At 39.1% G+C, this 19,391-nt stretch carries 21 protein-coding genes; 10 read left to right on the forward strand and 11 right to left on the reverse strand.

All coding sequences use genetic code 11. The features are described from left to right. The first annotated feature begins 45 nt into the window (after positions 1 to 45). The 4 genes from AC0VYV_RS02880 to AC0VYV_RS02895 all read left to right on the forward strand — a co-directional run bounded on the left by AC0VYV_RS02880 (position 46) and on the right by AC0VYV_RS02895 (position 3,252). Positions 46 to 615 (forward strand): TlpA family protein disulfide reductase, encoded by a 570-nt coding sequence (locus AC0VYV_RS02880; RefSeq protein WP_475366499.1) that lies wholly within the window; start codon positions 46 to 48, stop codon positions 613 to 615. Positions 616 to 728: 113 nt separating this feature from the next. Beyond that, positions 729 to 917: a hypothetical protein gene (locus AC0VYV_RS02885; protein WP_194220041.1), complete on the forward strand. Its 189-nt coding sequence runs from the start codon at positions 729 to 731 to the stop codon at positions 915 to 917. Positions 918 to 1,203: 286 nt separating this feature from the next. Then, positions 1,204 to 2,091, forward strand: a complete 888-nt coding sequence (locus tag AC0VYV_RS02890; protein WP_475368373.1) for an EamA family transporter — start codon at positions 1,204 to 1,206, stop codon at positions 2,089 to 2,091. Positions 2,092 to 2,172: 81 nt separating this feature from the next. Continuing rightward, positions 2,173 to 3,252 (forward strand): mechanosensitive ion channel family protein, encoded by a 1,080-nt coding sequence (locus AC0VYV_RS02895; protein ID WP_475366501.1) that lies wholly within the window; start codon positions 2,173 to 2,175, stop codon positions 3,250 to 3,252. Positions 3,253 to 3,290: 38 nt separating this feature from the next. Here the strand turns inward: AC0VYV_RS02895 and AC0VYV_RS02900 are convergent, their stop codons facing one another. Continuing rightward, positions 3,291 to 4,256, reverse strand: a complete 966-nt coding sequence (locus AC0VYV_RS02900; RefSeq protein WP_475366502.1) for a bile acid:sodium symporter family protein — start codon at positions 4,254 to 4,256, stop codon at positions 3,291 to 3,293. 171 nt (positions 4,257 to 4,427) lie between these two features. Between AC0VYV_RS02900 and AC0VYV_RS02905 the strand changes: the two genes are divergently transcribed. From AC0VYV_RS02905 to AC0VYV_RS02930, 6 genes are all read left to right on the forward strand, one after another. Next, on the forward strand, positions 4,428 to 5,831 hold the full coding sequence (locus AC0VYV_RS02905) for a SpoVR family protein (protein WP_475366503.1): 1,404 nt from the start codon (positions 4,428 to 4,430) through the stop codon (positions 5,829 to 5,831). A gap of 3 nt (positions 5,832 to 5,834) precedes the next feature. After that, entirely contained in the window at positions 5,835 to 6,407 is a 573-nt protein-coding gene (locus AC0VYV_RS02910; RefSeq protein WP_194220036.1) for a hypothetical protein, read from the forward strand. A gap of 75 nt (positions 6,408 to 6,482) precedes the next feature. Further along, positions 6,483 to 7,187, forward strand: coding sequence for an alpha/beta fold hydrolase (locus AC0VYV_RS02915; RefSeq protein ID WP_475366504.1), 705 nt, complete (start codon positions 6,483 to 6,485; stop codon positions 7,185 to 7,187). Between the two features lie 254 nt (positions 7,188 to 7,441). Further along, positions 7,442 to 8,803 (forward strand): TrkH family potassium uptake protein, encoded by a 1,362-nt coding sequence (locus AC0VYV_RS02920; protein ID WP_430243169.1) that lies wholly within the window; start codon positions 7,442 to 7,444, stop codon positions 8,801 to 8,803. Positions 8,804 to 9,344: 541 nt separating this feature from the next. After that, positions 9,345 to 9,560, forward strand: a complete 216-nt coding sequence (locus tag AC0VYV_RS02925; protein WP_194220033.1) for an alpha/beta-type small acid-soluble spore protein — start codon at positions 9,345 to 9,347, stop codon at positions 9,558 to 9,560. Between the two features lie 76 nt (positions 9,561 to 9,636). Next, a complete protein-coding gene (locus AC0VYV_RS02930; RefSeq protein WP_194220032.1) occupies positions 9,637 to 9,885 on the forward strand; it encodes a hypothetical protein in 249 nt (82 codons plus the stop codon). Positions 9,886 to 9,922: 37 nt separating this feature from the next. On the opposite strand, the gene AC0VYV_RS02935 is transcribed toward AC0VYV_RS02930, so the two are convergent. The 10 genes from AC0VYV_RS02935 to AC0VYV_RS02980 form a co-directional block, all read right to left on the reverse strand. Next, positions 9,923 to 10,582, reverse strand: coding sequence for an amino acid ABC transporter permease (locus AC0VYV_RS02935; RefSeq protein WP_194220031.1), 660 nt, complete (start codon positions 10,580 to 10,582; stop codon positions 9,923 to 9,925). Continuing rightward, complete coding sequence (locus AC0VYV_RS02940; RefSeq protein ID WP_430243172.1) at positions 10,575 to 11,366, reverse strand: transporter substrate-binding domain-containing protein; 792 nt, start codon at positions 11,364 to 11,366, stop codon at positions 10,575 to 10,577. The genes AC0VYV_RS02935 and AC0VYV_RS02940 overlap by 8 nt, the downstream gene beginning before the upstream one ends. Positions 11,367 to 11,541: 175 nt before the next feature. Further along, complete coding sequence (locus AC0VYV_RS02945; protein WP_475374423.1) at positions 11,542 to 12,639, reverse strand: ABC transporter ATP-binding protein; 1,098 nt, start codon at positions 12,637 to 12,639, stop codon at positions 11,542 to 11,544. A gap of 206 nt (positions 12,640 to 12,845) precedes the next feature. Beyond that, positions 12,846 to 14,069 (reverse strand): ISL3 family transposase, encoded by a 1,224-nt coding sequence (locus tag AC0VYV_RS02950; RefSeq protein WP_475374424.1) that lies wholly within the window; start codon positions 14,067 to 14,069, stop codon positions 12,846 to 12,848. A gap of 126 nt (positions 14,070 to 14,195) precedes the next feature. Then, entirely contained in the window at positions 14,196 to 15,086 is an 891-nt protein-coding gene (locus AC0VYV_RS02955) for a PucR family transcriptional regulator (RefSeq protein ID WP_475368374.1), read from the reverse strand. A 173-nt stretch (positions 15,087 to 15,259) separates the two neighbouring features. Then, complete coding sequence (locus AC0VYV_RS02960; RefSeq protein ID WP_283153046.1) at positions 15,260 to 15,475, reverse strand: hypothetical protein; 216 nt, start codon at positions 15,473 to 15,475, stop codon at positions 15,260 to 15,262. A gap of 57 nt (positions 15,476 to 15,532) precedes the next feature. Beyond that, positions 15,533 to 15,754: a DUF5342 family protein gene (locus AC0VYV_RS02965; RefSeq protein WP_194220027.1), complete on the reverse strand. Its 222-nt coding sequence runs from the start codon at positions 15,752 to 15,754 to the stop codon at positions 15,533 to 15,535. A gap of 44 nt (positions 15,755 to 15,798) precedes the next feature. Next, the gene (locus tag AC0VYV_RS02970; protein WP_475374425.1) at positions 15,799 to 16,962 is read right to left on the reverse strand and encodes a YheC/YheD family endospore coat-associated protein; all 1,164 of its coding nucleotides are present in this window, start codon (positions 16,960 to 16,962) and stop codon (positions 15,799 to 15,801) included. Continuing rightward, complete coding sequence (locus tag AC0VYV_RS02975; protein ID WP_475374426.1) at positions 16,959 to 18,332, reverse strand: YheC/YheD family endospore coat-associated protein; 1,374 nt, start codon at positions 18,330 to 18,332, stop codon at positions 16,959 to 16,961. The genes AC0VYV_RS02970 and AC0VYV_RS02975 overlap by 4 nt, the downstream gene beginning before the upstream one ends. Then, the gene (locus AC0VYV_RS02980) at positions 18,329 to 19,390 is read right to left on the reverse strand and encodes a YheC/YheD family endospore coat-associated protein (protein ID WP_475374427.1); all 1,062 of its coding nucleotides are present in this window, start codon (positions 19,388 to 19,390) and stop codon (positions 18,329 to 18,331) included. Before AC0VYV_RS02980 ends, AC0VYV_RS02975 begins: the two co-directional genes overlap by 4 nt. Between the last annotated feature and the right edge of the window lies 1 nt (position 19,391).

A 19,391-nucleotide genomic window follows, 5' to 3' on the forward strand; every position in this document is an offset into this window, starting at 1 on the left:
TTAATTAGGCATTTAGTCAATGTTCTTTGGTAAAAGGAGGAGCTAATGAGAAATTTGATAATCGGGATCGTCGTCCTTAGTGGTTTTTTAGCTTTTGGTTTGCAAGTTTTTACGGATAATAAGAATGTTAACGTTATAAATCAAGCAGAACCAGCGAAGCAAGTGTCAGGAGCTGTTGAAGTAGGATTGCAAAAAGGAGATAAGGCACCTGATTTTACATTATATTCACTAGAAGGGGAAGAAGTGAGCCTCTCTGATTACAAAGGGAAGGTAACTTTTATTAATTTCTGGACGACCTGGTGCCCCCCTTGTAAAAAAGAAATGCCGGATATGCAGGAGTTTTATGAAGAAAAGGCAGAGGAATACGATGCAGAAATTCTTTCTATAAATATTACGACCAACGAATCTTCTTCTCAAGTTGTGGAAGATTTTGTGAAAGAATATGCTCTTACCTTTCCAGTATTGTTGGATGAAAATGGTGATCAAACAAATACTTTCGCTACTATAACAATTCCAACGACGTATTTAGTTGACAAAAATGGTATAATAATGAAGAGGGTAATAGGTCCTATGAGTAAAGACCAAATGGTTGAGTTGGCCTCTTCAGTGGAATAAAAGAGGTATTGTTAGGAGAGGTATGAGCTTCCGTTCGCTCAATCGTTCTTTAAAAGAAACGATGTTTTAAAATTGCGAAGGACAAACAGTTGACGCATAAGGGGGAGTGAACTGTGACTAATTTAGGATTTGGTGTCATGTTGTTTTTGATGTTGGGATTTGTCCAATATAGCTGGATTTATGAGCCAGTGAATGGGGTTGGGATTGAATTTAAATCAAAATGGTCCTACATTTCAATGTCGGTTTTTCTTGGTTTACTTGTGGGTTATCTCATTACGACGGGGATCTATCAGATTTATTAGAAGTATACGAATGCTATAAATTATTTTCGTATCTCGTTCCTATGGTTCATTTGTAGTTTTACAGCTCTTATTGACGAGACGGGGATTAGGGCTTATGATTTAAATATACTAAAACTAGCCTCAGACAGGTTAGACGGCGATTTTTCTGAAAGAAAAACCTTTCATTTTCATCGCCCTTTGTCGATTGTTCGACAGGGGGCGATTTTTTTATTGTCTTATTTTTATACCATTTATTGAATTCCTTTAAAAAAGGTAAACATGAGATAAATGATGGGAGGATCATTGAATGTGGAAATATGTATTACTTGTTTTATTTGCAGGATGTAGTTTAGGTTCATTGTCTACAATTACGAAAATAGGGATTTCTAAAGGATTTTCAGTAGGAGAATTATTAGCTGGTCAATTCTTTATTGGATGGCTCGTTCTAATAGTTCTCGTTGTTCTTTCTAAGAAAAAACTAAAATTACAAGGCTTAAAATTTATTCTAATCGGTGGAGTGGCTATCGGTTGTGTTTCTATTTTCTATACGCTTGCTGTATCCAAACTGCCAGCTTCTATTGCGGTGCTTCTTCTCTTTCAATTCACTTGGATCGGCCTCCTACTTGATTCTCTCAGTCAAAAAAGATGGCCAGAACCTAAAACGTTCGTATCAGTTATTATTCTCCTCATAGGGACATTTCTAGCGAGTGGAGTAGTAGGAGCTAAGGAATTCATTTATGATCCGATCGGTATTTTACTGGGTCTTCTTGCAGCAATCTGTTTTGCCATCTATATTTTTATTATGAGTAAAACATCAGCAGAAGTTCCTGCTGTTCAAAAAAGCTTTTATATGGTTACAATAGCTGGTATTCTCGTCTTAACTATGTTCTCCCCTGAGTCACTTTTCCAAGGGGATATATCAGGTGAATGGTGGATGTTTGGTTTGTTTTTAGCGCTTCTCGGAAATATATTTCCGGTCTTATTTATGGCCATTGGTGTACCTAAAGTAGGTTCAAGTGTTGGAACGATTTTAAGTTCCTCAGAGCTTCCAGCGGCAGTGCTTTTATCGGCGATTTTTCTTCACGAAGCGGTTCATCTTGTTCAATGGGGAGGCGTTTTGTTGATTTTGATTGGCATTGTCATCTCCCAGTGGAATGTAAGCTATGACCAACAGTCAGAAAAAAAAGCAGCATAATTCTCTGTAACTGACAAATACAACTTCTAGAAAACGAATGTATATCCTTATAACCTATTTTTGTAAAGGGGAAGTTGCGTAATGGAATTGTTACGTATTCAAGACACATGGATTGAACTTGGTATTGCACTCGGTATTTTCCTTCTTTTTCTAGTAATGAGGAAAATTTTCGCGAAATATATATTTAATGTTTTTCTTAAATTAAGTAGAAAGTCTTCTACAGAATTTTTCACACACCTCTTCCTTGCTTTTGAGAGGCCGTTACGAATGTTATTCGTAATAATTGGTTTGTATATTTCTGTACGTTATGTGTCATTCCTAGATCATCATAATGAATTTTATAAAGAGATTATGAGATCGTCGTTAATTTTTCTTACTGCATGGGGATTATATAACCTTTCCTCATCGTCATCACTGTTTTTCCAAACAGTTAACAGCAAATATAATCTAAAAATTGATCAGCTTCTTATTCCATTTCTATCAAAAACACTTCGTCTTTTAATTGTTGCTATGACGTTTAGTGTTATCGCAGGAGAATTCGGCTATGACGTTAACGGCTTCATTACTGGGCTTGGACTTGGAGGTTTAGCGTTTGCTCTTGCTGCAAAAGAGACGATTGAAAACTTCTTCGGTGGAATAGTGATCATTACTGAGAAGCCATTTTCGATCGGTGAATGGATTAAAACACCGAGTGTAGAAGGCGTGGTTGAGGATATTACGTTTAGAAGTACTAAAATTCGTACTTTTGCCCAGGCGCTGGTGACAGTTCCGAACGCGCGATTAGCGAATGAGAATATTACGAACTGGTCCAAAATGGGTAAGCGGCAAATTACCTTTCATTTAGGAGTAACGTATAATACACCATCAGAAAGACTTGAAACGTGTATTAATCGAATTGAGAAAATGCTTCGCGATCATGAAGAAATTCATCCCGAGACTATATTTGTGTCATTTGATGAGTTTAATCATAGCAGCCTTGATGTTTTTCTTTATTTCTTTACCAACACAACCACGTGGGGGGACTTTTTGAATGTAAAACAAGATGTGAATTTTAAGATTATGAAAATAATGGAAGAAGAACATGTTGCTTTTGCATTTCCTACACAAACTCTCCATGTGGAAACTACTCCATCACATGAAGAAGAGAAAATGTATAACTAAAAGAAAGGCAGGTCCTCCATGGAGAGACCTGCCTTTTCTTATGCGCTTTTTTTAGTAAGGGCTTTTTGCTCTTTAGTAGAAGGTTTTCTTTTGCTCCAAATGGTAGCTAGGATCGGACCAGAGATGTTATGCCATACACTAAAAATAGCGCTTGGTACTGCGGCGATGGGATTAAAATGAGCAGAAGCAAGTGCTGCGCCTAGACCAGAATTTTGCATCCCGACTTCAATCGAGATGGCGCGTTGATCGGGTTCAGGGAGTTGCATTAATTTGGCAAGAAAGTAGCCAACGACAAGGCCAAGTATATTATGAAGAATAACAATTGAGAAAATAATGAGTCCCGTTTCTGCAATCCGGTCTTTGCTTGCCCCAACGACTGCTGCAACAATAGCGACGATTGAGATAACTGAAACAAGTGGAAGGACTTTAATACTCTCAGCAACTTTTTCTTTAAAAATTAGTTTTACTACAAAGCCAAGTGTAATGGGAATAACGACCATTTGGAAGATGGAAAGGAAAAGATCACCTGCAGATACAGGTAGCCATTGACTCGCAAATAAGAGAACGAGAGCAGGTGTTACTAAAGGAGCCAGTAGTGTAGAAACGGCTGTGATCGCTACTGATAAAGCTGTGTTTCCTTTCGATAAGTAAGTGATGACGTTTGAAGCAGTCCCCCCAGGACAACATCCAACCAGAATTACACCGACAGCAATTTCAGCTGGTAATTGAAAAATAACGGCCAGACCGTAAGCGAGCAAAGGCATAACAATAAATTGTGCAGCTACACCGATAGCAACGCTTTTTGGTTGTTTCACTACTTCCTTGAAATCCTTTGCAGATAAGGTCATCCCCATGCCAAACATAATAACTCCGAGTAAGATCGTTATGTATGATGTAATCCATGTAAATCCATTAGGGAATATAAACCCGAGTACTGCAAAAAGAATGACCCAAATCGCAAAAGTATTCCCCGCAAAATGACTTGCCTTCTCAAGAGCTCTCATTTCATCACATCCTTAGAAAATTTAATCCTGATTATACGCCTATTCGTGCAATTTTCAATAGAATCTGACAATTTAATAAAACATTTTTGAATAACGATTTTTTCACGTTACTCATGAACCTACTTGTCCGGTCATACATATTAGTAAGCAATTCATTTAGGAGGGAATGACATGTCTACAGAGAAAGAAATCTTTTACGCTATAGAAGAGATTACAGAAATAGCAAAAGGGTTTGGGCTCGATTATTACCCTATGCGTTATGAGATATGTCCAGCAGACATTATTTACACGTTTGGAGCTTATGGAATGCCAACTCGCTTCTCACATTGGAGTTTTGGTAAGCAATTTCATAAGATGAAGCTACAATATGACCTGGGGCTAAGTAAAATCTATGAGCTTGTTATTAATTCTGACCCATGCTACGCCTTTCTGTTAGATACGAATAGTTTAATTCAGAATAAACTCATTATTGCTCATGTACTTGCTCACTGTGACTTCTTTAAGAATAATATTCGTTTTTCAAATACGCGAAGAGACATGGTTGAGAGTATGACAGCAACCGCTGAACGGATCGCTTATTATGAGCATCACTATGGAAAGGCTGAAGTGGAGAGCTTTCTTGACGCTGTTCTCTCCATACAAGAACATATTGATCCTTCGATAATGAGACCAAGATTGACGTATAATCTTCAAGATGAAACCCCGATTCCAGTGAAGCCTGATTCTCGATATAATGATTTGTGGTCAATCGATAAGGATGAGCTAGCGGACGAGCCAGCTCCGACGAAAAAGAAGAAGTTTCCACCGCAACCCGAAAAGGATCTTCTTCTCTTCATTCAGGAATATAGCGCGGAGCTTGAGGACTGGCAGCGAGATATTATGACGATGATGAGAGAGGAAATGCTGTATTTCTGGCCACAGCTTGAAACAAAGATCATGAATGAAGGATGGGCAAGTTATTGGCATCAGCGAATTCTTCGTGAAATGGATTTAACGACGGATGAAGCAATTGAATTCGCTTCACTCAATGCAAATGTTGTGCAACCTTCACGAACACGCATTAATCCTTATTACCTCGGTCTTAAAATCTTTGAGCATATTGAGGAAGTGTATGATCATCCTACAGAGGAAATGAAGCAGCGCGGATTCGAAGTAGGTAAAGGAAGAGAGAAGATGTTTGAAGTTCGTGAAGTGGAAGCTGATATTTCATTTATTAGGAATTACCTTACAAAGGATCTTGTATATAAAGAAGATTTGTATTTGTTCCAAAAGAAGGGACGCGATTACAAAATAGTTGATAAAGAATGGGAGCATATTCGTGATCAGCTAGTGACAATGAGAGTAAATGGTGGATTCCCATATTTAACTGTAAGCGACGGGAACTACATGAAAGCTGGAGAAATGTACCTTCATCATTCTTTTGAAGATACAGAGCTTGATCTTCAATATTTAGAGCGAGTTCTACCGTATGTACATCAATTATGGGGGCGCCCGGTTCATATGGAAACGCGAGTGGAGGATAAGGAAGTTCTCTTTTCATATGATGGAAAGAAGTTGCATCGTAGGTACTTGTAGCAAATGGATTTCCTGAGTGACTTAAGCGATCATTTCTGGCTGTATCTACTCTCCATAACGCTAGCTGGTGCTTTAGGAGGGATTGGTAATATCCTGATCTCAGGTGAATTTCAACGGTTTCGAAAAGTAGTCAATCAACAAAATAATGCAGTCTATTATAATATTGGATCAATAAAAGAGCCACTAGTTGGTGGAATTGGTGGGATATTAACGACGTTATTATTTATTGAAACAGCTTCAGGTCAATACTTACTCTATTTAGCGCTACTTACAGGGTTCGGGAGCAGCGCTTTTCTAAAGCGTTATATCGAGCAAAAAACAGATCAAATTGTTGAACAAAATAACAACCGGCTTCAGAGTGAAAACATTCAAACGTATCACTACGAGAGCGAAACAAATGGCTCAGTTGTTAAAGGGATTATGAGTCCATCGCCAGTTTATTTAACTCAATCAGAGATAGAACGGCTTACAATCCTTCAAGCCAAGGTGGGAGAAGCAATAGGTCCAAAAGAAGCGAAGGTATATCAATGTGAAATTAATTCGCTTCTTAGCCTGGGAAAACAACGCTCATTTTAACCGATGCAACTATTGTGAAGGTATGAGATCTATCGTATTATATATGTGATAATGCACATATAAAGGGGATCTCAAATGAAGAAGTTCATGAAACGACTGTTAGTTATCGTTCCACTGATATTACTAGTTCTTGCGATCGTCTTCTTTTTCTGGGCAAAAGCGTCTTATGAACCAACACAGGAAGCTTTAGAGTACATGGAAGAGTCAAATGAAAGTGAATTAACATTTGGATCACAACATGCTGACAAGGGGATTATTTTCTATCAAGGCGGCAAGGTAGAGGAAGAGGCATATGCTTTTTTAGCTCACCAGCTTGCTGAGGAAGGTTATTTTGTAGTGATCCCTCGTCTGACGTTGAACCTGGCCATTTTAGATGGAGATAAAGCATCTGAAATGATAAGTAAATATGACGATGTAGGGGAATGGTACATTGGTGGTCATTCTCTCGGAGGCGCTGTGGCATCATCATTTGCTATCGAACATCCTGATGAAATCCAAGGGTTGTTTTTACTTGCAGCTTATCCAATTGAAGATATGTCTGAACTGTCTATATCGACGCTTACGATCTATGGTAAAGATGATGGAGTGGCAGTCCTATCTGATCAAAAAGAAAAAGAAGAGTTGCTCTCTTCTTCAGCAGAGATACACATTATTGAAGGGGGCAACCATGCCAACTACGGCATGTATGGCGAACAAAAAGGTGATAACCCAGGTTCCCTCACTTCTGATCAACAAATCAACGAGGCTGTTCGAACAATTACAACGTGGATAGAAGAATAAACCAAAATAAAGAGCCGTCTATGATGGTTCTTTATTTTGGTTTTATTTCTTTTGTCACGTTTTACTTTACTCAAGCGTGCCAATTATTTAGGGATTCTTTTTAAAGAAACGGGAATGAGGAATAATACGTAAGAAGATTCTCAATAATGGATGATATAGGAAAGAGATTGACAGAGAGCGTATATGGGTTAAGATAGGGAATGTGATGAACCAACCCTCAGAGGGGATGGAAGAATGTATTACGTGAAAAGGCTGTGGATGCTTTGTTAAGATCTCGTTTTCGACGGATACGGTTAACTTCTGTTCAGTTAATCGTTTTGTTTTATTTAATAGCGGTAACGGTTTCTACCTTTCTAATTGGTTTACCGATTGCCCATCAATCTGGCGTGCAGCTATCCTTTATTGATGCCTTATTCACAGCCGTGAGTGCGGTAAGCGTGACAGGTCTTTCTGTTGTGTCGATATCGGATACTTTTAGCGTTCCTGGAATCTTTATTCTTGCTGCTGTCCTTCAAATTGGCGGGATTGGTATTATGACGCTTGGTACGTTTGTCTGGCTTGTGATGGGCAAGAAGATCGGATTAAAAGAAAGACAGCTGATAATGACTGATCAAAACCAATCCACATTGTCTGGCTTAGTACAATTGATGAAGCAAATTCTTGGATTAATTTTCATAATTGAATTAGTTGGCGCTCTTGTCCTTGGTACTTATTACCTTCGCTTCTTTGAGACATGGCAGGAAGCTTACCTTCAGGGATTTTTTGCTGCAGTAAGTGCAACGACAAACGGCGGTTTTGATATTACGGGAAGTTCTCTTCAGCCATTTGCACATGACTATTTCGTTCAATTTATTCATATATTATTAATTATCACAGGAGCCATTGGTTTCCCTGTGTTAATTGAAGTTAAAAACTTTTTATTTGCTAGACAGAATAGCCATCGATATAAATTTTCTTTATTTACTAAATTAACAACAATGACTTTCTTTGTACTCGTTGTTTCAGGAGCTATCCTTATTTGGGCATTTGAAGCGAATTCATTCTTTGCCGGTAAGAATTGGCATGAATCGTTCTTCTATGCCATGTTCCAATCAGTGACAACGCGTAGTGGTGGCCTATCTACAATGGATGTAAATCAATTTCAAGAGCCTACACAGTTGTTGATGTCAGCCTTAATGTTTATTGGTGCTTCTCCAAGTAGCGTAGGTGGCGGTGTGCGTACAACTACATTTGCGATTGTGCTACTCGCTATTTTCTTCTTTGCAAAGGGTGGTACGTCAATTAAAGTGTTTGGACGAGAATTGCATCATGAGGATATTCATAAAGCCTTTGTTGTGTTTACCGTGGCGATTATCGTGTGGAGCTGTGGAATTATTATGCTTTCCTTCTCAGAACCATATCCAATCGTGGCTATTATTTTTGAAGTATCGTCAGCCTTTGGTACCACAGGTTTATCGATGGGCGTGACACCAGGTTTAAGTACTTTTGGCAAAATTGTTATCATGTGTTTGATGTTTATTGGTAGAATTGGAATTCTTTCGTTCCTCTTCCTTATTCGAGGAACAGTTCTTCGGGAAAGATACCATTATCCAACTGAACGAGTGATTATAGGTTAATTATAAAAAAGCAGGGGGATATGATCCTCTTGCTTTTTTTGTGTTTAATTCTTTAAGTTTTCTTTAGTTCTAATATCTTTGTTTCTAAAGGCTCGTCTCCGCTTTTCATGTCTAGCTGCAGTGGGCAGACACTCGGTCACTTCACCTTTTCATCCGAACACAAAGACCGTGTTCAAATGAAAAGGCTCCAGTGCCTGCCGTGTCTGAACGCCCACTTCCGCTTTTCGTGTCTAGCTGCGACTCGCAGAAACTGCGATATTTCACTCTTTCACCAGAACACAAAAGGCGTGTTCTAGTTCAAGAGTTCCAATATCTCCGTTTCTAAACGCTCGCCTCCGCTTTTCATGTCTAGCTACGCGGGCCAAATCCTCTGGCTGTTTCGCCCACTCGAATGAGACAAAAAGCGTCTCAATCTCATGGGCTCCAACATCCTGCGGATTTAAGCAGGCCCGCTCCGCTTTTCATGGTCATATTTACCAAAAAAAATTGGTATATAAATATCGGGAATTCACAAACTAGTTGTACAAAGGAGGTGATTGACATGGCTCAACAACAAAACAGACAAGGAAGCTCTAACAACCTTGTAGTACCTGGTGTAGCTCAAGCTATCGACCAGATGAAGTATGAAATCGCTACTGAATTCGGAGTGCAACTTGGTCCAGATTCAACTTCTCGCGCTAACGGATCTGTTGGTGGAGAAATCACAAAGCGTTTGGTTCAAATGGCTGAACAACAGCTTGGCGGTTACCAAAAATAATTTTATACCATGGCTGTAAGGGGTGGACTTGTCCATCCCTTCTTGCGTGATTCGATACATAGAAGGAGAGGGTAGCATGTCTTTTGAATGTCCACTCTGTAATAGCTTTGCTGCTATCCAGCTTGTTTGTCAGGTATGTGAAGATAAACTAACAGATAAGGGAAGAGAAGCAGAGTATTACGATGAGTACAGTGCCTATGAATCGATTGAGTCGACTAAAAAAATGGACGGATTCATAAGTAAAGCACATGAATGTCCTCATCTTCTATCATGTCCAACTTGTGGTTGGAATGATGTTTACTTAATTGAAGAATGGAGTACATAGCAAAGAGCTGCCTTGTCTGGCAGCTCTTTGTCTCCATTTAAGAAGAAGGGATATATAGTTTTTTCTCAAGAATGCTTTGAATGACATTGAGAATCGTTGTAAAGAACCAGTAGATGAAGGCTGCTGTTAATAAGATTGGTAAGACTTTAAAGTTTGATGCGGCAATTTGATCTGCGTTATAGGTTAATTCTGAAATCGTAAGTACTGAAGCAAGAGAAGAGGCTTTAACGATATCAATTAAAGAATTCCACACCGGTGGAATGGCTCTTCTCCATGCTTGAGGTAGGATAACCTCTTTGTAAATTAACGATTTTTTCATACCGAGTGACATTGCGGCTTCCCATTGTCCCTTTGATAGGGAGAGAATAGCTGCGCGAAATGACTCTGAAATATAAGCACCAAAATGTAAAATAAGTCCAGTGTAGGCGGCCTGCCAGGCTGTTAATTGAATATCCACTGAAACAAGACCATAATACAAAATAAATAATTGAATAAGAAGAGGTGTGCCTCTAAAGAACGAGACGTACAATTTCGCTATTCCAGATGCGATTTTGCTTTTTGAAAGACGTAACAAAGCGATGAATAAACCAACTAATAGGGCACCAAATATTGAAAAGAAACTAAGTAGAAGTGTATTCTTCGCCCCTTCCAGAAGAAAGGGCAAAGAATTTATTAACACATCAGTTGTCTCACTCACTTACATTTTCTCCATTAAAATATTCTTTAGAAATGTCTGCAAGCGTTCCATCTTCCTTCATTTCTTGTAGTGCACCGTTGATCTTTTCAATAAGCTCTTCGTTTCCTTTTGGTAGGGCAAAGGCCATTTCTGTTTTGTTGAATGTTTCTCCAACGCCTTTTACTTTATAATCCTGTTCAGGAAGCTCAGTTAAAATGAAGAGACGATCATTCATCGCTGCTTCAATGTTACGTTCGTTACTAAGATCTGTTAACACCTGGTTAGCGCCCTTGTAGATTTTCGTTTCAGCACCAGCTTCTTCAGCAGCCTGAGCATAGTTACTTCCCTGGGTAGTTCCTACGGTTTTTCCTTCAAGATCTTCTATACCTTTAATATCATCGTTATTCTCGTTAACGATCACTTGTCCACCTGAATAAGTGTATGGTTCTGTAAAATCAAATTGCTCTTTACGATCATCTGTGATCGTTACTTGATTGGCGACCATATCGATGCGTTCTGTTTCAAGTGAAGATAGAAGTCCTTTCCATTCAATCGCTTTAAATTCGGCTTTCATTCCGATACGATCGGCAACTTCACGTGCAACCTCGACATCGTAACCTGTAATTTCGTTATTATCATCTCGATAGCTGAATGGTGGATAAGTTGCTTCTGTTCCAATTAATAGGGTTTCTTGCTCTTTTGAACTGCCTTCTTCGTTATTTTCTGTATTATCATTGCTACCGCAGGCAGCAAGTACAGTAAGTGTTAATGCAAGCACCAACCCTAGCATCCATTTTTTATTCAAAATAACATCCTCCTTTTAATTCCTACAAAATTGATGTGAATTATAAATTTATTGTAGTTAGCATTTAACTTAAAGTCAATCAAGAAACATTATTGACGTTAATTTACCGCTTCATGCAAGAAGATAAATAAAAAAAGCTTCCTCGGTTTAAGAGGAAGCTTTCCCTATCATTTTATTAACGAATGCGCAGTTCTGATTCAGTATCAAAGAAGTGACATTTGTTCATATCAAAAGCAAGGCTGATGTTTTGACCATTTTGAATATCCGTACGAGAGTCAACACGAGCTACAAAATCTTGATCAGCTACTTTGGAATAAAGATATGTTTCAGCACCCATCAATTCGGCTACATCAATGATAGCACTTACTTTAGTATCCTGTGAAGATTCGATGAAGACAGGCTCATCATGGATATCTTCAGGACGAATACCAAGCATAACTTCTTTGTTCAAGTATCCTTGTTCACGAAGGGTTTTCATTTTTCCTTCAGGAACTTTCACTTGAATATCACCTAGCTTGAAATAGCCATCTTCTAATGTACCGCTGAAGAAGTTCATTGCAGGAGATCCAATAAAGCCACCAACGAAGACGTTGTCAGGTGCATCGTATACTTCTTTTGGTGAGCCTACTTGCTGGATAAGCCCATCTTTCATAATAACGATACGCGTTGCCATCGTCATCGCTTCAGTTTGGTCGTGAGTAACGTAGATAGTCGTTGTTTGTAGACGCTGATGAAGCTTAGAAATTTCAGCACGCATTTGAACACGAAGTTTTGCATCAAGGTTTGAAAGAGGCTCATCCATCAAGAACACTTGTGGATCACGAACAATCGCTCGTCCTAATGCTACACGCTGACGTTGACCACCAGAGAGTGCTTTAGGTTTACGATCTAATAGGCTTTCAAGCCCAAGAATACGAGCAGCGTCCGTTACGCGGCGCTCAATTTCTTTTTTGTCGAACTTGCGTAGTTTCAATCCGAATGCCATGTTATCGTATACGTTCATGTGAGGATACAGGGCATAGTTTTGGAATACCATTGCGATATCACGATCTTTTGGTGCAACGTCGTTGACGCGACGATCACCAATAACGAGGTCTCCATCTGAGATATCTTCAAGGCCGGCAATCATACGAAGCGTCGTTGATTTACCGCAACCAGAAGGACCTACGAAAACAATAAATTCCTTATCTTTAATATCCAGGTTAAAGTCTTTTACTGCCTCAAATTTGTTATCATATCTTTTGTAAATGTGATTGAGAGCGATCTCTGCCATGTTAATGCCTCCTAAGAAATGAACTCTTTTGCTAGTTCTAAGTCTACTCTATGAAAACGCTATCGTAAATTGGGAGCGTGCACAAAAATACCATTAGGTTTTGTGCATTCTGTACGAAATGCCATTATTTATACGTAATATTGTTGAAAAAGGTAAAAAAACGGTTCTAAATCAAATGTTGGGGTAGGAGATTCATCTCCTACTCCTTATCCTAGTTGAAAATGACGAATTTTTTTGTACTGATGATGTAAAAGGATCTTTCTTCGTAAGCGGTCATATCGCTTAAAACCAAAGGCATTTCGCTTAATGACCTTCGTTTGATTGTTTAAACCCTCGATAAAACCATTATTATAGTTCAAGGCAAAACTATTCAGGACTTCTGGTTGCCAGTTCTTAAGTGTTTGAACGGCTTGTCTGAACTCCTTCATATTCGCTGCTTCAACCGTTTTGTAGTAATTATACAGAGACTGTTTAACTTGGTTAGGATTCTCTTGACCGATTCGTTTCGCTTCCTCAAACCAGCTTCGAAACGCTTCTTTTAACTCGTAAGCCTTTCGTAATTCCTCGGATAATCCAAGGTAACGGTCCAGATACCACTTTTGTTTCTCACTCAACTGCTCATATCGCTTGTAAAAAACATGCTTCATTCGCTTGCACTTTTTACGGTCATAATCATGGAAATTCTGTTGAACTCTTCTTCGTACACGCTCTAATGCCCAATAGATGTAGCGACAAAAATGAAAGCGATCAGCCACGATGATCGGCTTTCCTAGTGCCTTTTGAACAGCTGACTTGAAGGCATAGCTCATGTCCATGATCACCACTTCAACTCGCGACCCCTTCTTGCGAAGATAGTCCTTTACGGTCTCAATGGAGCGATTAGGAAGGATATCCAAAGGCTGCTTTGTATCTCCATCCGCAATGACAACTTGATATTTTCCTTCATCGGTATCTCCTTTATATTCATCAATAGCGATGACACGAGGAAGATCACTCACTTCTTGAAGCGTTGGTGCGGCGACTTCATCAAACCGCCTTATCGCAGTTGAATGCGACGTACGAAATTGGGCTGCGGTACCCTTGAAATTCTTCCCCTGTACCACGCGTAATCCCAGGGCCTGATTCCATTCCTTTGAGTGACGCTGATAGCGATTGACGATCGAATTCCTTTCAGCGAATCGTTTCCCACAAGCACACACATAACGGCGCTTGCGATAAAACAAAAAAGCCGTTCGCTCAAATACTTTAAGGTGTTGTACTTTCTGAGTCCGATAATCATGAACACGTACAGTCCATTCTTCACATTGGGGGCACTGGTGCGCCTTCTTTGGCACTTCAATATGAACATGATACTGGCCATTAATGGCTTCCATTTTCGATACCATCACTTCTTCTAATCCGGGTAAATTCATGTTAAAATGCACGTACACGCAACTCCAATCTTTTTCTTGTTTCTCGTCAATTCAAGTGTAAAAGATATAGGAGCTTGCGTGTATTTTTGTGCTTCATTTTCTTAAACCCCAACAAATATTATAGAGCCAAAAAAACTGCGTTTATTAACGCAGTTCCATCGCAAGAAGAGAAAGGTAAACCATCACAGCTCCTTGAAAACTTTTTACATCAATTCCTGTTTTCTCTATAAATTTATCCACACGATATTGAAGACTATTTCGATGTACATAAAGTTGTTTGGCTGCAAGAGTAATATTTAAGTTAGATTCTAAGTAGATGCGAATACTCTTCAAAAGCTCTGTGTCATGTTGTACGGGTTCGATAGCTTTAATTAAGTAATCAATCGATTCGTCACTTGCCTCGTGGAAGAGGACGGACGGGACCATATCCTGGTGCGTAAATACCATTTGTGATGGCATAAGATTTCGTCCTGTTGAGAACCATTTTTTTTCGGCTTTATAAATCCGTTTTAAATGGCTGTTATCATAATGTTGAATCGTTTGTCCGACAAAAAGAGACATGCCTGTGAAAAAGTCGGCAGTAAGTGCAGCAGCTGTTTGTTTAAGTTCATCTACCATCTGTTCGTCAAATTCATTTGTTTGAACGAGCAGACCTTCTTTGTCATTTTCAAATAGGAGTACAGTTTCTTCTGAAAATAAGCCGGTCATGGCTTCTGTGAAATCGGATAGATCTGATGGTGCATTTTTGAGGTTGAAATGTATGTATCGAATTGGGAGATCTATTGTAAGGTCAACGCTGAGATCGTCCTCAAAAAGAAGAGATGTCCATTTTTTTTGGGTAAGAGTCATGGACTCATTTTCCAGTCGGACAGTAGGGAAGAAGGCATTTAATAACTCATTTTCCTCGTTTGTTAGTCGCGTTTTACGTATGCCAAATCGTTCACCATCGGTTGTTCTATACCAGTGGAAAAGATCAGGTTGATCGGAGGTAACGACGAAATCATTTCCATATAGTTCAGCTAGTTTTGCATTCATAAGTGCCCCTCCTAAGTAACAGTTAACATATAGTATAACGTAATGATGAACACAAATTAATAATGAATCAAAGAAAAGAACCTCTATATGTGTAAGAGGTTCTTTTCTAAATTAGCCGTGATTGTCTTCGTTCAGTTTCAGTGAACGAATGAAAAGCATTTACTTTTATGTGATTATGAATAGTTTTGTTGATCATCATTTCTTCTTTGTTTACCTGAACGATGTGGAGGCTCCTGTTCCATGAGTGGAATAGCTTCCTCGATTTGAGCCTGCTTGTAACTTTGATGAACGGCACCGCCGGCCATTCCTTCATTAACCATACGGTCAATGTCCATATCGTATTTATCGCGACCTTCGTACTGAGAGTCTTCTGTTCTTTTGTTCGGCATCCTTTTTCATCTCCCTATTTCTTTGAATAGGGTTATTATGTGAAGAAATCAGGAGAATTATGAGTCCTGCTGTTCATAGACGTGAAAAAGCATGAGCTCATGAATTTGAGATTGCAGTTTGTTTTGCTCCGATTCAGGTGGAGCAGGTTGATACCATTCGAATTGGCCAGTATGGAGATAAAGAGTACGATAATATGTTCCCTGATAGAAAAAAGATACTTCCCATTTAGGTTTTCTTATTTTTGATCCAACTGATTTATATTGAAAGTGCGAAATCATGGTATTCCCCCAAATCACCTTTTTTATCATCATAACATAGGAAGCTAATACGCAGAATACGTTCGAAAAGAAGTGAGGAGAGAACGTATAAATGCTTGATGAATAAGTGGTTCATCAAAACGCATTGGTTTCGAATTCGCTTCAAAAATCCAGAAATGTCCTTCGCTGTCTTTTCCAATGTCCAAAGAGCATTCAAGCATCTTTTCTTTTTCTTCAAGTGATTCTGCAGTGCGAATAGCGAGCTCTCTTACCCGAATTTCATCGTCATTGTTGGCCACCTTATGAAAAGGGAGGATTTTTCCTCCTCTTGGAACATGAGTCGTCAGGCTGTTATTCTGTGCAGCTCTTATGCCGATACCTGTGACCTGCCAACTTTTTAATGGTTTTTGCAAAAGAATTCTAAAATCATAAGGATATTCATTATGAGTTGCGAGATCAATTTCACGTTGGATCAAATATTGCTCATGAATTAAGGGAGTGACGTGTTCTTTAACTAAGGCGAGATTTGGAAAGAAACGAGTGTTTTCGTGATCGGTGAATAGAAAACCGGACTTAACAGTTTTAACTTTAAATATTCCTCTACCTTTGCTTCCAGATGCAGGTTTGCAGAAAATAGATGAATATGTTTTTAGAAATGTATTAAGATTCGCATCTGTAAAGCAAGCTGTTTCTGGAATGTGATGCATTAATGCTTCATTCTCAGCTAAGTGATCGAGTATTTCATTTTTGAGGAAAAAAGATCGGTTAAAAAATGGAATGCCTTTTAACTTCAACAAGTTGAAAAAAGATCTCACTTTTGGAATGCGTTCTTCTGCCCTGTCAGGAATTCGATTGTACACAATATTAGGATATGGGAAGCGAAAACCTGTCCATTTTTGAGATGTAGCATCATAGAGATAGCCATTGATATATGAGGGGTAAATGTCGTCAGGTGTAAAAACAAACGAAAGCCCTCCGGAATCAGTCAATTCCTTTTGAATGGATTTGAAGATCGCAGCATTGCCACTGAAATGGTGATGTAAGTTAGACCCTGCCAGAATGCCAACAAGAGGTCGAATGGCATCATGAGGAGTTTGAAGCTTTACAATAGAAGAAGAGAAAGCAGGAGAGGGAGAGAGCCTGGATGGCTCTTTCCCCCAATATACATATTGATAGCTACTTTTTTGATGCCACCGATTATTTTCTCTACTGTAAAATAATTCGATCATACTGGTGTAACCAGCTGTTTTTCAATGGTGGATCTTGCTAAAAAGATCGCGTATTCCATTGGTAATGTTCTCGTTTTGGCTTCTTCCGCTTTCAATCTCGGATGGGCAAAAATGCCTCTTCCAGGTTTTGAATTTGCTTCAAATAAATAAATTTCCCCTTCTTTTGTAATCCCGAGGTCAAATCCAATTTCGCCAATAAAGCCTGAAACTCTTTTATCGATGGCACGACTTAGTAGCAGGGAAGCTTCCATTAAATCTGTTTCAACTTGTTTTTTAATACCAAATTCAGAAGTGAGCTCTCCAATTGTTTTAACTGTTCCGTTAGAAGCCATGTGAGTGGTTAAACTTCCAGCTCCTGCAATCTTTGCAGCGATCGCACTAACTTCCCACTTCCCCTCTTTGTTTTTGTTTGTATGAACACGATAATCCATGGAACGCTGATTAATCCGATGTAAGTCAATTCCTTGTTGAGCAATTAAACCGTTCATGCCGTTTGGATATTGGGTTTTAAGAAGGCGTGCAAGAGAGGTATATCTTCTTAGACGATTTTCTTTGGCCGTTCTGAACCTGCAATAATAATACTTCTCATCGGCTGGCTTTAGAATTTGTTGAATCCCAAGCCCAAGACTACCGTTGGCAGGCTTAATAAAGATCTGTTCGTAATCCTTTAACATACGTGAGATTATGGCGCTCTTAGGACTTAATACAGTTTCAGGTAAATACGGCTTAACGATTGAGTCTTCACGTAGCTTTTCGAACATCGTCCATTTATCGAAAAATCCTGGGTTAAACCAGGGAGTGAAATATTGAGATTGAAGTTTCTCCATTGTAGTGCTTACTTGTTCGATGCTTGCTGAGCTTCGATTCGGTAGTCGATCGTATACAACATCAGGAATGGGAACAGTTACTCTGTACCATCCTCGCTTGTTATACATTAATCCTTTGATGCTTCCCGTTTTCCAATCAATATGATGAGCACCAAATGCAAAGCCAAAAGCACCACACTTAGAGGTAGCGGATAGTAGCTTGGCAAAATACATACTGCGCTCTCCGATAGGTCTCATACTATCCTTAGTAAATCCTGCAGTGAAAATACCTACTAAAGGTCCAATATGAAGAGAATTTCCTTTTTCGAAAAGGTGAACAGACATTTCTTCAGGAACACCTAATATTTTCCATAAGTCTTCTGAAATAAGGTATTCTTCTTTGTTACTAGGGTGAGGAGAAACCGTGCAGAATGAGCGTCTTGACCCAAAGCAAAGTTGATTCGGAAAAGAAACTTGGTCAACCCATTCCTTAAACTTTGTTGGAGGAACATAGAAATTCCCTTGAGAATTAATGTCCTTTTTTAATGGAAGAATCGTGTTCATGATTCGATAACCCCTTTCTTCTCATTCATGAGAGACCGGCAATATTGAAACGGTATAAAATGTAAAGAATCGTATGGTTGAATGGCTTTGTGTCCAGGTTTAGAGTTGGCTTCAAGTAACCAGACTTTACCACTTCGGTCAATTCCGAAATCAAGACCAAGTTCAAACAACGGAGGAAATGTACTCTCGAGGTTAGTAGCAATACAACGGGAGAGGAGATTAATCTTTTGATCTGCGGCTTGGAGAACAGTTTCGGGAATAGAGAGCTTGTGATCACTTTGAATAGAGCCACCACTATGCAAATTAGATACAAAAGAGTCAGAACTCCCTACGCGCGTAGCACGGCCAATCTCCTTCCAACTTTCGATCGACGTTTTCTTCATTACCACTCTTCGATCAAAAGGTCGGTTGTTTTGGTCAAGTAAAGAAAGCCATTCTTGGGCTATATAGTCACGCTGGTTTTGAATTCTCCTCATTATTTTGAGGAAAGAACTGGTTGTATCATAAGTATGATGAAGGACGTTCCCATTATGATTGATTTGAGCATCAACTTGATTTTGATTTCGGGTAAGGAGCATTAACCCATTTCCTTGAGAACCTACCACTGGTTTTAGAACGACCTTCTCGTGCTTCGTTAATAAATCGGATATAACGCTAGCGCTAGTAGCAGGCTGAAGCTTAACTGTTTGTGGAAGGTGCCGATTTATAAATGGCTTTTGCTTTAATTGTTTGTATATCGCCCATTTTCCTGGTAACCCGTGTCCTAGAAAAGTAGCGTTAGACTCGTTTTTTAACCACTTAATAAAGGAGGCTTCCATTTCTGTTATGAGACCATTATGGAAGCAGCGATCATAAATAAAATCAGGAATCGGAAAATTTGTTTCCAGCCATTTTTTTGTCTTTGGATCGTATTTCATTCCTAGAAGACTATTTCTAAAGTGCTGATCTGGAGAAAAACGATAGACGTTAAATCCAGAAGTGGATCCTGCTTCACCTAATTTAGAAAGGTAATCTCCTTCATGTTGGAGCGAACGTTGTAAAATACCAAGTGATGTCATA

Source organism: Anaerobacillus sp. QJM3NY_17 (assembly GCF_056173665.1).

Bases quoted from the DNA above. Each gene is read 5' to 3' on its own strand.
- AC0VYV_RS02880 (WP_475366499.1), top strand. From the start codon at position 46: ATGAGAAATTTGATAATCGGGATCGTCGTCCTTAGTGGTTTTTTAGCT.
- AC0VYV_RS02890 (WP_475368373.1), top strand. From the start codon at position 1,204: ATGTGGAAATATGTATTACTTGTTTTATTTGCAGGATGTAGTTTAGGT.
- AC0VYV_RS02895 (WP_475366501.1), top strand. From the start codon at position 2,173: ATGGAATTGTTACGTATTCAAGACACATGGATTGAACTTGGTATTGCA.
- AC0VYV_RS02900 (WP_475366502.1), bottom strand. From the start codon at position 4,256: ATGAGAGCTCTTGAGAAGGCAAGTCATTTTGCGGGGAATACTTTTGCG.
- AC0VYV_RS02905 (WP_475366503.1), top strand. From the start codon at position 4,428: ATGTCTACAGAGAAAGAAATCTTTTACGCTATAGAAGAGATTACAGAA.
- AC0VYV_RS02910 (WP_194220036.1), top strand. From the start codon at position 5,835: ATGGATTTCCTGAGTGACTTAAGCGATCATTTCTGGCTGTATCTACTC.
- AC0VYV_RS02915 (WP_475366504.1), top strand. From the start codon at position 6,483: ATGAAGAAGTTCATGAAACGACTGTTAGTTATCGTTCCACTGATATTA.
- AC0VYV_RS02925 (WP_194220033.1), top strand. From the start codon at position 9,345: ATGGCTCAACAACAAAACAGACAAGGAAGCTCTAACAACCTTGTAGTA.
- AC0VYV_RS02930 (WP_194220032.1), top strand. From the start codon at position 9,637: ATGTCTTTTGAATGTCCACTCTGTAATAGCTTTGCTGCTATCCAGCTT.
- AC0VYV_RS02945 (WP_475374423.1), bottom strand. From the start codon at position 12,639: ATGGCAGAGATCGCTCTCAATCACATTTACAAAAGATATGATAACAAA.
- AC0VYV_RS02955 (WP_475368374.1), bottom strand. From the start codon at position 15,086: ATGAATGCAAAACTAGCTGAACTATATGGAAATGATTTCGTCGTTACC.
- AC0VYV_RS02960 (WP_283153046.1), bottom strand. From the start codon at position 15,475: ATGCCGAACAAAAGAACAGAAGACTCTCAGTACGAAGGTCGCGATAAA.
- AC0VYV_RS02965 (WP_194220027.1), bottom strand. From the start codon at position 15,754: ATGATTTCGCACTTTCAATATAAATCAGTTGGATCAAAAATAAGAAAA.
- AC0VYV_RS02970 (WP_475374425.1), bottom strand. From the start codon at position 16,962: ATGATCGAATTATTTTACAGTAGAGAAAATAATCGGTGGCATCAAAAA.
- AC0VYV_RS02975 (WP_475374426.1), bottom strand. From the start codon at position 18,332: ATGAACACGATTCTTCCATTAAAAAAGGACATTAATTCTCAAGGGAAT.
- AC0VYV_RS02980 (WP_475374427.1), bottom strand. From the start codon at position 19,390: ATGACATCACTTGGTATTTTACAACGTTCGCTCCAACATGAAGGAGAT.